We start from the raw sequence: 14,430 nt of genomic DNA on the forward strand, positions 1-14,430 counted from the left end.
ACTCGCTTCGAACTACATCTTACGCTGTTAAAAATAAGCGCTTTGCAACTCTACAAAACGCTTCTAACTTATTAGATTATTTTAAGTGTGTTTCAAGGAATGCAGAAACCTTGTCCATTGCAATGCCGACTGCTTCTGGATGGTCATACAGTTCATAGTGAGACCAATTTTCCAAATTAACCAGCTGTCGGTCTTTTGATTGAACAGAGCGGCCATAAATTTCCTGCCCATCACGATAAGCACCAAACGCCCCGACTTTTTGCCCTACCACGGCCATAACAGGCTGAGTCAATAACGTTTCGGCAAATGCAAAGGCATCCCAGCTCAGTGTTTTCTGTGCATGTGAAAACAGCATACGAGTTGCACCACCTTCGGTTTGTCCACGTGATGTTTTGTAGTATTCAGTAGCTTCGAACACGTCTCGTTCTGTTAATCCATTTTCTTTTGCAAATTCAATATTTGGAGGAAGAAGTTCATCGATTTTCAGCTCTGAGCCGCGAGCTTCGGCTGTTCTCTGTGCAGCCATAGCTTCAAGATTGGCGATAGGGTCGTACATACTAAAGCCTTCACGGAACAAGCGGCCTAAGTTAACAGGCGTAATACCTACGACAGCTTTCAAGCGCTTTTCGGTTAGGGCTGAATTGATCATGTAACCACCACCGCCGCAGATACCGAGTCCACCAATTCTATTCTCATCGACATATGGTAAAGTTACTGCATAGTCGATAACGCGACTGATATCTTCAACACGTTGACTTGGGTCTTCTACGTAGCGAGGCAATCCTCCCGATTCTCCTTGGAAGCTCGCGTCAAATGCGATCACGACGTAACCTAACTCAGCAAGGGCTTTACCATAGACAGCGCTGGATGTTTGTTCTTTACAACTACCAAAAGGATGAACACTTATCATTGTTGGGTAGCGTTTCGATTCATTGAAGCCTTCTGGGAATAAAATTAATGCAGACATATCCCAAGACATATCAGCATTTCTAAAAGTGATTTTTTGCATATTCATAATCAATACCTTAAGAGTAAAAAGCCTTGAGAGCAGAAAGGCTCGAAGCAATTGAGCCTTTCATCGGGAATATTAAAGAGTGCGTTGGAAGAAAGATGCGAGTTGGGATACTGCGTCATCGACGTATTCGGCAACATCATAAAGCGACATATGGTTTGCACCATCAATGGCATACAAGGTTTTATCTGAACTCGCAGCACGTTCTATCAGGTCATCACTCATCCATTTGCTGCCTGCGTCACTACCAACGACAGCAAGAATTGGCTGAGTTAGGAATGCTTCCGCTTTGTGGTACGCATCGTAAGTAATGATCTGATTTAAGTTACGAGTTAGAGCAAAACCCGGCGCATTTGGATGTTCACAACGTGGTGTGTGGTAATACTCCCAAGCTTCGCGTAGTTCTGCATTTGAGGCATCTTCTTCACGCATCGGAGCTAGAGGAATAGTCGCGAATTCTGTACCATTCGTGTCGGTTGTGCGAGCATTCGAACCAAATTCTAAGTAACCAACAGCGTCAGCATCGTTAACCGAATTATCCCAACCATTACGGAACATTTGGCCAATGTTTACGGCACTAACCATACCCAGTGCTTTGATTCGACGATCATTGATCGCTGCATTTGCACTATAGCCCGCACCAGCACAAATCCCCATTGCGCCAATTTTATCGTTATCGACGTACTCTAACGTTGTCAGATAGTCGACGACTGCGCTCACGTCTTCAGTACTCGTGTAAGGGTTTTCCATTTGGCGAGGCTCACCTGTACTTTCACCTTGATACGAACGGTCAAACGCAATGGCAATTATGCCGCTTTTTGCAAGTTTACTCGCGTATAGGCCTGCGGTTTGCTCTTTTACGCCACCACCTGGGTGTGAAACAACAACCACCGCATATTGTTTACTTGCATCAAAATCTGTAGGGAAGTTGATAACCGCTGAAATCTCAATACCTTGACCATTGAGATTTTTGAAAGTGACTTTAGACATAGCGACATTCTCCATTAGAGGTTAACTGTTCATCTCAGGCTGACCTGAGCTTCGAGGTAATATTAGTCAACACACTGTTTCGGATAAATATCGTTTTATCTACATGACTGTTTAGTTATACTTAACAAATGAGAATAGAACCTTCTTTAATTTCATCACTGACGTGGTTTGCACATATTGCTCGCCATCGCAGTTTCACTAAAGCAGCCTTAGAAATGGGGATAACCCGTGCTGCCTTATCACAACACCTGAAAGCGTTAGAGCAACAGCTACAAGTTCGGTTAATCAATAGAACCACTAGAAGTATGTCGTTGACTCAAGAAGGCCAACGTCTGCTTGATATTTTGCAACCTTCATTGATGAACATTGAGCAGGTCGTTAACGAATTGAACGACTCTCATCTTGAGCCTTCGGGATTAATCCGTATCAGTGTATCAAGAACCGCTGCTCGGCTGCTTATTGAGCCCTATCTAGGTGAGTTCCTCTCTCGTTATCCTAAAATACGCCTAGAGCTAATCATGGATGATGGGTTTTCTAACATCGTCGCAGAAGGCGTTGACGCTGGCATTCGCTTAGGGTTAAGCTTAGATGAACATATGGTTGCGGTCCCTATTACTCCGCCGTTAACAACGGCAATAGTGGGCTCTCCTGAATACTTTAGGCAAAATGGACTACCTCAAACTCCTGAGGATTTAGAAGGTCACAATTGCCTTGCTTATCGTTTTACCTCTAGCGGAACAATTGATCATTGGTCCCTAACCTCTCCAGATGTTGCAAAGCGCACCCTAGTTTTCGAGCCTAAAGGCAATGCTATTTTTAATGATGACTATAGTATGTTACAAGCTGCAATACAGGGTGTGGGTTTAGTGAAGCATATTGATTTATGGGTGGAAAAGCACATAAATGAGGGAAGATTGACCCGAGTTCTGACACCTTGGTGCAAAGAGTTTCCAGGGTTTTATTTGTATATACCTTCACGAGAGCATATGCCGAAAAAAATCCGCGTCTTGATGGATTTTTTAATCGAAAAGCGCGAAGCTCTGAAACCCAAAGAGTAATTGTCAAATTGCTTTAAGTAAAAAAAGCGAGCACGAGGCTCGCTTTTAACTTTCTGTTTTCGTTATATATTACAATAGCTCAACCGATTGTTTGGCTATCACAAATTCCTCGTTAGTAGGAATAACAAGAGCTTTGGCACCTAACAACTCAGATGTTGCAATAACACCTGCGTTACCAAATCTTGCATCTTCGTTACCTTTCTGGTCTTCAACAAAACCTAACAGTTTTAGGTTTTTCAAGATTTCACGACGAATTGGTAGTGAGTTTTCACCAATACCACCAGTGAAGATGATGCCGTCTAATGAATCCAGAGCCGCGAGGTAGGATGTAATGTATTTCGCAACGCGGTAAGTGAAGATCTCAAATGCCAACTTCGCACGTGAATTCCCCGCTTCCATTGCTTCTAGTACGCCACGAGCATCACTTGTCACACCAGATACACCTAAGAAACCTGACTTCTTGTTCATCATCTCGAACACTTCGTCTTTTTCCCAGCCTTTACGGAAAAGGAACTCGATAACACTTGGGTCGAGGTCACCACAGCGAGTGCCCATCATTAGGCCAGCTAACGGCGTCAAACCCATACTTGTATCAACACATTCGCCATTTTTAACCGCACTCACTGATGCACCGTTACCTAAGTGCACAGTGATAAAGCTGCTTTCTTCAACCGGCTTATCTAGCATTTTCGCTGCTTCACGGCTTACGTAGTAGTGGCTTGTGCCATGGGCACCGTAACGACGCACTTTATGCTCTTCGTAAAGCTCGTAAGGAAGTGCGTACATAAAGGCTTTGGCTGGCATTGTTTGGTGGAAAGCAGTGTCGAATACAGCAAATTGAGGCAGTGAAGGGAACGCCGCCATTGCCGCTCTCATGCCTTCAGCGTTCGCTTTGTTATGAAGTGGTGCAAGTTCAGCAAGGCGCTCTACTTCTTGAATAACTGTTTCATCAACTTTCACAGTTCCTTTAAAGGTTTCACCGCCTGCGACAATGCGATGGCCTACAGCGACAAATTTTGAGCTCAAACCTAGAGTTTCGAGTAGTTTTACCACTCGCTCAACAGCGTACTGATGATGGTTACCGCCAGCTGGAATTGCTTCAACGGTTTTTTCTCCCTGATATTTCCAACTGATTTCAGCTTCAGGTAGGCCAAAACACTCACCAATACCTGATACCAAAGCTTCACCGGTTTCAGAATCAATAACAGCAAATTTTAATGAAGAGCTACCAGAGTTGATCACCAGTACAAACGAATTAGACATGAAATAGTTATCCTGTTGTAGAGCAGAGGTTGTAATAGCGCTTGTGCGCTGCGTACTTCTTGTTTGCCCCTCTATTATTCAATAATTTTTTAATCTTTCAACAATCTTTTAGTAAAAGCGATTTGATTGAACAAATTTTGTTGATCTGTAGCAAGTTTTGATTTTATTTGAAGACTAAAAAATATCACTTGTTAAACATAATTTATGAATAGGTCAATTTGTACAAAGTCAGATATATAAGCTACGTTGTTTATTGGGTGAACAAAAATAACAAACCAATCAATAAATCGGGGTAATAATGTGCCCACTATTGCATTTCTATTAGTGATCTTAGGTTTGATTTTGCTCTGCTGGGGATGGCAGATGACAAAAAACATCTGCTCGAAAACTGACGTAACCGGGTGGACTTTCCTATTATTGTTAATCAGCTGTTTCATTTTTGCTTATGCCGTTTTTTTGCACGCTATCATGCATGCAAAAACCTATTACTTCTCTCTTAGAAACGGGGGTTTCTCTTATACTTTTTGGCGGCAGTATCTTTGTCGTGCTGGTGATTAAGTGGAGCAACGATTCGATATTAAAGCTTCATACTGTTGCTGAAAGAGAGAAGCGCAATGCCGTCCATGACGCTCTTACTGGGCTCCCTTATCGTAAATACTACTTTGAGTCTATCGAAGACATGACACAACCTGAAGGCCAATGACTGATTCAAATTATGAGATAACCTCAAAAACGTCGAAAGATTGATAATACGTTTCAAGGTAAGCTGGTTAATTTCTTTTCACAGCAAGCCGCACTGAAGGCTCCCGCTCTATCGTTGAGAACACGATTGCGCTAGCACATGGATTAGGGTATTCGGTCGTAGCAGAAGGCGTTCAAGACATGGACACACTGCATTTTTTGAGAAGTCGAGGCTGTGACATCATTCAGGGTTACTTGTTCTGTCCTGCCCTGCCCTTAGACGAAGTAATAAGTTGGGTAAACAAACACGATGAAAAGCAAAACCGTATTAGACGCGCATAAAAAAGCCGAGCGCTTTGCTCGGCTTTCAATTCTTTGTGTGCAACTTAAACCGTCGCTTTAATCACTCGTGATTATGCGTCTGTACGACGGCCACGACCGTGACCACGTTCACCACGATGTGCACCACGGTGATCACCACCACGGTTGCGATCGAAACGACGTTCGCCACCTTCGCGATTGCCGTCACGGTTACCGCGGAAGCCACCTTCGCGACGACCGCCTTCACGACGATCACCACCACGATTGCCGCCTTCGCGGTTGCCACGGTAACCACCGCCATCACGACGACCACCATCGCGACGACCACCGTCACGGCGACCACCACGAGACTCGCGGAAATCATCGAAGTCACATACTACAGCACCAACATCTTGTTGACGGATACGTAGTTTGCTTAGCTTGTTCGCCGCGTCTGAAGTCATTGCTTTAGGTAGCTGTACGAATGTGTGCCCTTGAGCTAGTTTGATCGCACCGATAGAACCTTTACCTAGACCTAGTTCGTTTGCTAGAGCGCCAACGATGTCTTTAACTTGAACGCCTTGCTCACGACCAACTTGAAGCTGGTAAGTATCCCAGTCTTGGTTGTTGAAGTTACGACCGCCATCGCGACCACCTTCACGGCGCTCTTTACGACGTTGCTTGTCACGCTCAATTGCTTCAACCATTGGGTCTTCGCCAATGTAGAACAGAGGACGTTTGCCTTGCTGACGCTTAAGAAGCATAGCAGCAAGTGTTGCTGGGTCGATGTCTAGAGAAGTTTGTAGTTTCTCTACCAGCTCAGCAAATTTGTCTAGTGCTTTGTGCTCTTTCTCTGCTTCAAGCTCAGCGCCTAGCTTAGCTAGACGAGCTTCAGCAACTTGGTCACGTAGAGGAAGTTGGATTTCTTCCATAGATGACTTAGTTACACGCTCGATAGTGCGAAGCATACGAATTTGGTTAGTGCGAACTAGAAGGATCGCTTTACCTTTACGTCCAGCACGGCCAGTACGACCGATACGGTGGATGTATGACTCAACATCAAATGGGATGTCGTAGTTAAATACGTGCGTAATACGTGGAACGTCAAGACCACGAGCTACAACATCAGTTGCAACTAGGATGTCAATAACACCTTGTTTGATGTGATCAACAGTACGTTCACGTAGAGACTGAGGAATGTCACCGTGCAGTGCAGCTGCTTTGAAGCCACGTGCAGATAGCCAGTCAGCCAGACGCTCAGTATCTTGACGAGTACGTACGAATACGATTGACGCGTCAGTTTCTTCAGTTTCAAGAAGACGAGACATTGCTTCATCTTTCTCTACACCTTTCACTACCCAGAACTGTTGTTGAACTTTGTCTACAGTGTGGTTTTTACCAGCTACGTCAACCGTTACAGGGTCACGAAGGAAACGTTCAACGATCTTCTTCAGCATTGGAGGCATAGTTGCAGAAAACAGAACGCGTTGTGCTGACTCTGGAGCGTGCTCCATGATCGCAGTTACGTCATCTACGAAACCCATGTTTAGCATTTCGTCTGCTTCATCAAGAACGAAAGTACTAACTTCGTCTAGGTGTAGACGTTCGCGATTGATAAGATCTTGAACACGGCCTGGAGTACCGACAACTACATGAGCGCCACTTTTAAGAGCACGCATTTGGTCGACAATAGATGCGCCACCGTAAATCTCTAGAACTTTCAAACCTTTGATATTTTTACCAAGGTTTTTCATTTCCGCTGCAACCTGAATTGCCAGCTCACGAGTCGGAGCAAGTACAATCGCTTGCGGTTTGCGTTGGTTTAGATCGAGTTTGTTGAGAAGAGGCAGAGAGAACGCTGCTGTTTTACCTGTACCTGTTTGAGCTTTACCCAGCGCGTCAGCACCTTCCAATAGGTGTGGGATTGCCGCAGCCTGAATTGGAGTTGGTGACACGAAACCCATTCCGTCTAGAGCAGAAAGGATAGAATCATTCAGAGATAAATCACTGAATTGAATAACAGAATCTTGCATTGGGATCCTACTTAATTAAACAAAAAAACAGTCCCATATGCTCTTCCAATTCGATACTGATCCATCCAGATACTGATTCCATTCAGACGGGAACACAGCACAGTACACAACCGCGATAAGCCATTAGGGACGACTAAGGGAGGCGGATTATTCCTTAAAAGCATAAAAAAATCCAGAAAAAATTGAATTACATCACAATTTATTCTCAACAATGGTATTTTTAGCATATTTTTCCACCAGTCCTACCATTCCCCGTAGATTCGCGTAGCTCACAGATGAGAATTTCATCAATATTTAAGCCAATTTCTCGTGGTTAAATTGGCAAAATTCACGGCGAAATTACGCTCCACAGGTAGTAATAATAGCTCGCAATGATTATAGTGTGCCCAACTCCATAGGTAATTTAAGAAAAGATGTTTCAAGATAACCCACTACTCGCTCAGCTTAAGCAGCAAATCCAAGAAAACCTGCCTAAAAAAGAAGGCTCAATAAAAGCCACAGATAAAGGCTTTGGCTTTTTGGAAGTGGACAGTAAGACGAGCTTCTTCATCCCGCCTGCGTACATGAAAAAGTGCATGCACGGTGACAAAGTCATCGCCATTATCCGCACCGAAAATGAACGCGAAGTTGCAGAGCCACAAGAGCTGCTAGAACAAGCCGTGACTCGCTTTATTGGTCGAGTAAAAATGTTCAAAGGCAAGCTCAACGTAGCACCTGATCACCCACAGCTTAAAAAGCTATCTCTTAAAGCGAAACTAAAGAAAGGTCTAAAACCTGACGAGTTCGCCGAAGGTGATTGGGTTGTCGCACATCTTATTCGCCACCCTCTAAAAGGTGATAACTCTTTCTTCGTAGAAATTTCTGAAAAAATCACTGACGCGAATGATAAAATTGCGCCTTGGTGGGTAACGCTTGCTCAAAACGATCTACCAAACTCTGAGCCAGCAGGCATCGATAACTGGGAACTGAAAGACGACGCGGAGCTAGAACGCGTAGACATGACTCATGTTCCATTCGTCACTATCGACGGTGAATCGACTAAAGATATGGACGATGCGCTGTACGCGAAGAAAACCGTATCTGGCGATTTCGAACTAACCATCGCTATTGCGGACCCAACCGCCTACATCACACCTGAAGATGAAATGGATAAAGTAGCGCGTGAGCGTGGCTATACTATTTATCTTCCAGGCCGCAACATCCCGATGCTACCTCGCGATTTAGCGGACAACCTATGTTCTCTGATTGAAGGTGAAACCCGCCCTGCTATTTGCTGTACCGTAATGGTAAGTAAAGATGGTGTGATTGGCGACGATATTAAATTCTTCGCGGCAAACATCAAATCACATGCACGCCTAGCATACGATCACGTGTCTGATTGGTTAGAAAACGGCAGCTCTGAAGCATGGCAGCCATCTGAAGAGATCGCGACCATCGTTCGTGATCTTTATGAGTTCTCTCTTGCTCGCGCTGAATGGCGTGAGAAAAACGCAGTGGTCTTCCCTGATCGTCCTGACTACCGTTTTGAGCTCAGTGAAGATAACGATGTAATTGCTATCCACGCAGACATGCGCCGCAGTGCAAACCGTCTTGTTGAAGAATCCATGATTACCGCAAACATCTGTGCAGGTCGTACATTACGCGATAAATTTGAAACAGGTGTCTTCAATACGCATGCAGGTATCAAGAACGAGAAGATTGAAGAAGTGGTTCAACTTGTCAATCCAGAAGGCCAGTTGGAGTTCACAGCGGAGTCTATTGCTACACTAGAAGGCTTTGCTGCGTTGCGCCGCTGGTTGGCAGCTCAAGAAACGTCTTATCTAGATAACCGTATTCGTAAGTTCCAAGCATACAGTGAAGTGGGTAATCAGCCTCTGCCTCATTACGCAATGGGTTTAGACATCTATGCAACTTGGACATCACCAATTCGTAAATACGGTGATATGATCAACCACCGTATGTTGAAGGCCGTCATCCTTGGTAAAGAACCCGTACAAAAACCAGATGACCAAGTAGGCGAAGAGCTAGCTCTACATCGTAAACATCATAAAATCGCTGAGCGAAATGTCTCAGATTGGCTATATGCACGCACGCTTGCTGATGAGCCGAGCAAGAAAACTTGTTTCACAGGTGAGATTTTCGATATTAATCGTGCAGGCGCACGTGTCCGACTTCTCGAAAATGGCGCAGCAGCCTTTATTCCTGGTGCACTAATTCTTGATAATAAAGAAAGAATTGAGTGCAATGGCGACAACGGTACCATCTCTATCGATAAAGAGGTCGTATACAAACTTGGGGATACATTGGAAATTGTCCTTACGGACGTAAACCAAGAAAACCGCAGTTTAGTTGCAAAGCCAACCCAGGTATTCGCTGAACAACCAGCAGCACAAACAGAACAGACTGTAAGTGAATAATACCGAATGAAGTTAAAAGGCGCTCTATTGAGCGCCTTTTTTATTTGTTATGTAAAACGATAAGAACGAGTATGCCGAACATTGAGATCATTCGCTTTAATCACTTCACTGCGCGCAAAAGTGAGCGTTACACTGCAACACATAATGGGTTATATATTGTTGAAGAAGGTGCCCTATTAGTTCATCAACCTAATGGTGAGCAATTTGAACTTAAAGCCGGAGATTTCACACTCTATAACTCCGCAGATCTGAGCAATGCAGAAGCCGTCTCTAGTGACGGAGGCTTTAAAGCACTGGCTTTAGTCTTCAATCCAAATATATTCTGTGACTTTAAGAAAGCGCACCCGATGCTACGTTCCAAAACGGAAGAAAGGCGCTTCTATCCTTTTTCAACGCAATCCAGTAGCGAAGTAGCACAATTGAAGGACATGTTGGTTAAGTTAGCGAGTCGCAATGCTCCAGACTACACACAAAGCCATATCGCAATGGCATTGCTGTCGTTGATGGTTGAGGTAGAGCCAAACATCCTATCTATCATAGATGATGCAAGTAGCCTGAGCGACTCTCAAAAAGCCATTAAGTACATTGAGGGTAATATTGAAAAAGACATCACGCTAGAAGGCTTAGCGGCTCATATGAGCATGTCCATCGCAACCTTAAAACGTCGCCTCGCCGCAGATGATCTTTCGTTTTCTCAGATATTAAAGGTGAAACGGATAAACTTCGCAGCAACCCAACTGCGCAAGTCAGAAAAATCAATAACAGAAATAGCGTTTGAGTCTGGTTTTAAAAGTGCAGCGCATTTCAGTACAGCATTTAAATCCGTTTACAACATGACCCCCAAAGACTTTAGAAACCAAGTTGTTAGGCCTAAAGTATAAATCATGTCGGCATTCGCATCCGTTGGGCTCGCCCTATTCCCAAAAACACGCTTGAGGATCGCGCTCCAACTCGTTGAGTAAGTCCTCAAGCATTCGGCTAAATGGAAGTGGCTTATAAGGCACCCACCTTAACAGCTCGTTGTGATATGTGGGAACATAGAAATACCAAAGTTGGTTGTCCTCATCAAACATGATCTTCGCGACGGGAGAAGTATACTCGCTATGCTGGGAGTCGAGGAGAAAATGCGCCCGATGAAGCTCAACGCCATTTTCTACTAGCTCATAGAGGCACTTGCCCTGTTCGACAGGCAAGTTAGCATTACGCGCAGAGCAGAGCGATTGAACTGATTTGTATAAACGACTTGTCGCCATTTGGGACACTGACATCAACGTTCTCCCGATGGATGATAGTTAGAGCTGTCGATCCTAGTATATAGCCTTTACATCATCACCGATGGTAGTTATCTACCTAACTCAAGTATAAGATAGCTATATTATCATTTGCCCAGATTATCATCTCAATCCACTTGGAAACGCTAGCTCCATCACCTCTTGACTAGAAACAATTCCCCTGTTTAGCGCTAACAGTTCACAAAAGTGTAACCTGAACGCAATATCATAAACTCTGCTTTATCCCGTATATGGAGTTTAATATGTTACGTTTTACTGTGGCGACGTTATTGGCCATAGCAGTCTCCCTCCCTACCATTGCAAAAGAAATCAACATCTCGGGTTCAACTTCGGTTGCTCGTGTGATGGATGTACTTGCTGAGGAATACAACAAAACACACCCAGACGATTACGTTGCTGTTCAGGGCATTGGTTCGAGTGCTGGTATCACCATGGTCAATAAAGGAGTAGCCGAAATAGGCATGAGCTCTCGCTATCTGACTGAAAGCGAAAAAGGTGAAGATCTCAATGTATACCCTATCGCTTATGATGGCCTCGCTGTTGTTGTAAACCGTACCAACTCTGTAGAAAACCTTTCTCAGCAACAGCTGTTTGATATTTACAAAGGTAAGATTAAGAATTGGAAAGAGGTCGGGGGCACAGATCAGCCTATCGCGGTGGTTACTAGAGAAGCGTCTTCAGGTTCACGTTACAGCTTCGAAAGCTTGCTGGGACTAACCAAAATCGTTAATGATCGCCTTGTCTCGGATATCAGCCCAAACAACTTGGTTGTAAACAGCAACAGCATGGTAAAAACCATTGTGAACCATAACACTCGCGCCATTGGTTTTATCTCTGTAGGGTCAGTAGATCGCTCGATCAAGGCGATTCAGTTAGATGGTATTGACCCAACGTCGACAAACATTAGCAATCATAAGTACAAGTTGGCGCGACCATTCCTAGTGCTATACAAAGTAGATAAGATTAGCGATGCAGGTAAAGGTTTTATCGCTTTCCTTCGTTCAGAGCAGGGACAAAAAGCGATTGCAGATTACGGTTATACGCCAGTAAAAAACTTTAATCAGTAAAAATAAAAAAGAGAGCACCTTGATGCTCTCTTTTCCTATGTAGTGTTCTCTCCGGTTTCGGAATTAGAAATGCAGTTGAATTACAGAGACCACAACCGCACCAGGTCGACGAATACCTTCAATTTCCACTTTAATTTCGCGCTCAATCTCCAAACCTTTTTTGATTGGCGTTACTTTTGTTAACGTGCTGACTGCACGAACATTATTGCCTGCTTTGACAGGGTAAGGGAAACGAACTTGGTTTAAACCCAAATTAACTACCATTTTAGCTGTTGGGAACATTGGCTTTTCTGGATCGACTGAATCCGTCAGTTTAGGCAGCAATGCTAATGTTAAAAAGCCATGAGCGATAGTTGTCTTAAATGGAGATTCAGTTGAAGCACGCTCTGGATCAGTATGAATCCATTGCATGTCTTCCGTTACCGCACCAAATTGGTTAATACGTTCTTGAGACACATGAACCCAATCACCAGTGTGAATAACTTCGCCAATTTTTTCACTTAACTCGTCATAAAGCTTTTGAGCCTCAGGTGCCATTACGATCGGTGCAGGTTGAGGTGCAACTTCTTCGTTGACGGCTGGCTGCTGGTGATCACGAACTTTTGAGAAAAGAAAGCTATTTTGAGCTTTCCCCAAAAAGTCACTCCAATAATCGCGTAACGTTGGAGACATCCAATTCATAAACTCGGATTGATGAGCAGAAATCGCATCAACTTTGTCTTTAAATAGATTTGTGACCTTCATAAACACCCTTAAGAATTCTAAGCACAACTGGCTATACCAGTTAATTTTGAATTAGTTCACAAAGTCTTGCAAATACTTTCGGGCGAACACATGTACCCTAAAAGCATGTTATGTCTTATATATCAGCAAGATAACAATAAAACACCATTTTATTGACGTGCGCCAATATAAAGTAAAAACTCTACAAATTGGTACTTTTTGTCCCTTTTTCACTCCGTTTTCAAACTGTCCAACATCACATCAGTGATCATAAAACAAGCAAACAGTACTTCTATTATAATTCAGCACTTTACAAGTTGGACTATGCTCCTTATTATACCGCCCACAACGGAGAGATGGCTGAGTGGTTGAAAGCACCGGTCTTGAAAACCGGCATACGTTAATAGCGTATCTAGGGTTCAAATCCCTATCTCTCCGCCAATTTGATATGAAAGGGGGCACCAGGTTACTGGTGCCCCCTTTCATTTTTGACACCATAGACAACATCTTTAGCTTTGAGCCTGACATCACGATGTTATCCGCATAAACAGTTACATCTCTCAATAGATTCGAGAACAGTACTTTCTTCGCTTCCTCATCCTTTGTCTGGATAAGTTCTACTATTGAGCTCGAAAATGCCTCTACATGCTTTTCACCAAACCTTCGAATTGGCAGCCTATCTTGAGATTTTATATACTGAATTTCTTTTTTTATGTCAGCTCTTTGAGTTTGGAGACTTTCAATATAGCTAGCATAAGAGTCGTCTAGAAGGGACTCTCTCAGTGCAACTTGCTCATAAGTGCTTTCCAACTTTTGCTCTATAGCTCTTTGCTTTCGAGTAAGTCTTAAGAGACTGCCTTTATGCCGCTCTCTGCCGCTGAGCAACTCAGTCTTTACTTCATCAATTATTGCCTGAATATTAGTAACGTTGATAACGTGTTCAATGATCGTAGATTCAACTAGCTGGTCTAGTTCTTGTTTTGGTACCCATTTAGATTGACAAAGGTCTACGCTCTTCTTGAGCTTTTTTGTACACGCGTAATATTTGTAACGACCCGATTTACCAGAACAAACTGTCATACCACCGCCGCAAATCCCGCATTTCAGTAGCCCTGTCAAAAGGTTGTTTGAACGAATTGCCTTTACCCACAATTGCTGAGCATCTCGCTCTTTTAAGGACTTTCTTACTTCAATGAATTTGTTCTTGTCGATTATTGCTGGCACAGATATTACGATCGGACTATCAGTCTTTTTACGAAACACAAATTCGCCGTAATATGTTGTTGATGTGAGTATTTTGTGCACGGTATTGTTTGACCAACTACTCCCTCGGTACTTAAAACCATGCCGATTGAGAAAATCAGCTATAGCTTTTATGCCCAAGCCTTTACCACTAGTCCCCGTAAGGGATAACTCGAATATCTTACGAACTACCGCAGCTTCTTCTTCAACAATCACTAGTTTTTTTCTTGTGTTCTTTTTACCTTCTTCACACTTAACAGAACGATAGCCCAACGGGGCTTTGTTGCGTAATTCAGACGAGAAACCAAACCTCCTAAAGTTGACCGACTTTTATACAATATACTGAGTTTCA

The 14,430-nt window shown here is 43.6% G+C and carries 11 protein-coding genes, 1 tRNA gene and 2 pseudogenes; 7 read left to right on the plus strand and 7 right to left on the minus strand.

What is annotated here, in order from left to right:
* Positions 1-76: 76 nt before the first annotated feature.
* A complete protein-coding gene (locus tag R7E78_RS21870; RefSeq protein WP_017635745.1) occupies positions 77-1,015 on the minus strand; it encodes an alpha/beta hydrolase in 939 nt (312 codons plus the stop codon).
* A 72-nt stretch (positions 1,016-1,087) separates the two neighbouring features.
* A complete protein-coding gene (locus R7E78_RS21875; RefSeq protein WP_054579644.1) occupies positions 1,088-2,002 on the minus strand; it encodes an alpha/beta hydrolase in 915 nt (304 codons plus the stop codon).
* A 128-nt stretch (positions 2,003-2,130) separates the two neighbouring features.
* On the opposite strand from R7E78_RS21875, the gene R7E78_RS21880 reads away from it, so the two are divergent.
* The gene (locus tag R7E78_RS21880) at positions 2,131-3,060 is read left to right on the plus strand and encodes a LysR family transcriptional regulator (protein WP_258481220.1); all 930 of its coding nucleotides are present in this window, start codon (positions 2,131-2,133) and stop codon (positions 3,058-3,060) included.
* A 69-nt stretch (positions 3,061-3,129) separates the two neighbouring features.
* Here the strand turns inward: R7E78_RS21880 and R7E78_RS21885 are convergent, their stop codons facing one another.
* Positions 3,130-4,323 (minus strand): acetate/propionate family kinase, encoded by a 1,194-nt coding sequence (locus tag R7E78_RS21885; RefSeq protein WP_017821080.1) that lies wholly within the window; start codon positions 4,321-4,323, stop codon positions 3,130-3,132.
* A 472-nt stretch (positions 4,324-4,795) separates the two neighbouring features.
* Between R7E78_RS21885 and R7E78_RS31205 the strand changes: the two genes are divergently transcribed.
* Positions 4,796-5,026, plus strand: coding sequence for a hypothetical protein (locus R7E78_RS31205; RefSeq protein WP_224721257.1), 231 nt, complete (start codon positions 4,796-4,798; stop codon positions 5,024-5,026).
* A 71-nt stretch (positions 5,027-5,097) separates the two neighbouring features.
* Positions 5,098-5,346, plus strand: a pseudogene (locus tag R7E78_RS31210) (EAL domain-containing protein); the annotation flags it as partial.
* Positions 5,347-5,417: 71 nt separating this feature from the next.
* On the opposite strand, the gene R7E78_RS21895 reads toward R7E78_RS31210, so the two are convergent.
* Entirely contained in the window at positions 5,418-7,337 is a 1,920-nt protein-coding gene (locus R7E78_RS21895; protein ID WP_182038370.1) for a DEAD/DEAH box helicase, read from the minus strand.
* A gap of 413 nt (positions 7,338-7,750) precedes the next feature.
* Between R7E78_RS21895 and rnb the strand changes: the two genes are divergently transcribed.
* Together rnb and R7E78_RS21905 are read left to right on the plus strand one after the other, a co-directional pair.
* A complete protein-coding gene (rnb, locus tag R7E78_RS21900) occupies positions 7,751-9,754 on the plus strand; it encodes an exoribonuclease II (RefSeq protein ID WP_005375678.1) in 2,004 nt (667 codons plus the stop codon).
* A gap of 71 nt (positions 9,755-9,825) precedes the next feature.
* On the plus strand, positions 9,826-10,635 hold the full coding sequence (locus R7E78_RS21905; protein WP_053303736.1) for an AraC family transcriptional regulator: 810 nt from the start codon (positions 9,826-9,828) through the stop codon (positions 10,633-10,635).
* Between the two features lie 33 nt (positions 10,636-10,668).
* On the opposite strand, the gene R7E78_RS21910 is transcribed toward R7E78_RS21905, so the two are convergent.
* A complete protein-coding gene (locus R7E78_RS21910; protein ID WP_017635751.1) occupies positions 10,669-11,022 on the minus strand; it encodes a DUF3024 domain-containing protein in 354 nt (117 codons plus the stop codon).
* A gap of 266 nt (positions 11,023-11,288) precedes the next feature.
* On the opposite strand from R7E78_RS21910, the gene R7E78_RS21915 reads away from it, so the two are divergent.
* Positions 11,289-12,113 carry a phosphate ABC transporter substrate-binding protein gene (locus R7E78_RS21915; protein WP_158155297.1) on the plus strand — a complete coding sequence of 275 codons (825 nt, stop codon included), beginning with the start codon at positions 11,289-11,291 and terminating at the stop codon, positions 12,111-12,113.
* A gap of 63 nt (positions 12,114-12,176) precedes the next feature.
* Here the strand turns inward: R7E78_RS21915 and R7E78_RS21920 are convergent, their stop codons facing one another.
* Positions 12,177-12,857, minus strand: a complete 681-nt coding sequence (locus R7E78_RS21920) for a MaoC family dehydratase (RefSeq protein ID WP_005386198.1) — start codon at positions 12,855-12,857, stop codon at positions 12,177-12,179.
* 329 nt (positions 12,858-13,186) lie between these two features.
* On the opposite strand from R7E78_RS21920, the gene R7E78_RS21925 reads away from it, so the two are divergent.
* Positions 13,187-13,277 (plus strand) — tRNA-Ser (locus R7E78_RS21925).
* A gap of 516 nt (positions 13,278-13,793) precedes the next feature.
* Here the strand turns inward: R7E78_RS21925 and R7E78_RS31215 are convergent.
* Positions 13,794-14,294, minus strand: a pseudogene (locus tag R7E78_RS31215) (recombinase family protein); the annotation flags it as partial.
* Positions 14,295-14,430 lie beyond the last annotated feature (136 nt).

It is taken from the genome of Vibrio sp. YT-19(2023) (genome assembly GCF_033337395.1).

Coding starts and splice junctions, on each gene's coding strand:
- R7E78_RS21870 (WP_017635745.1), bottom strand. CDS start 1,015: ATGAATATGCAAAAAATCACTTTTAGAAATGCTGATATGTCTTGGGAT.
- R7E78_RS21875 (WP_054579644.1), bottom strand. CDS start 2,002: ATGTCTAAAGTCACTTTCAAAAATCTCAATGGTCAAGGTATTGAGATT.
- R7E78_RS21880 (WP_258481220.1), top strand. CDS start 2,131: ATGAGAATAGAACCTTCTTTAATTTCATCACTGACGTGGTTTGCACAT.
- R7E78_RS21885 (WP_017821080.1), bottom strand. CDS start 4,323: ATGTCTAATTCGTTTGTACTGGTGATCAACTCTGGTAGCTCTTCATTA.
- R7E78_RS31205 (WP_224721257.1), top strand. CDS start 4,796: ATGCAAAAACCTATTACTTCTCTCTTAGAAACGGGGGTTTCTCTTATA.
- R7E78_RS21895 (WP_182038370.1), bottom strand. CDS start 7,337: ATGCAAGATTCTGTTATTCAATTCAGTGATTTATCTCTGAATGATTCT.
- rnb (WP_005375678.1), top strand. CDS start 7,751: ATGTTTCAAGATAACCCACTACTCGCTCAGCTTAAGCAGCAAATCCAA.
- R7E78_RS21905 (WP_053303736.1), top strand. CDS start 9,826: ATGCCGAACATTGAGATCATTCGCTTTAATCACTTCACTGCGCGCAAA.
- R7E78_RS21910 (WP_017635751.1), bottom strand. CDS start 11,022: ATGTCAGTGTCCCAAATGGCGACAAGTCGTTTATACAAATCAGTTCAA.
- R7E78_RS21915 (WP_158155297.1), top strand. CDS start 11,289: ATGTTACGTTTTACTGTGGCGACGTTATTGGCCATAGCAGTCTCCCTC.
- R7E78_RS21920 (WP_005386198.1), bottom strand. CDS start 12,857: ATGAAGGTCACAAATCTATTTAAAGACAAAGTTGATGCGATTTCTGCT.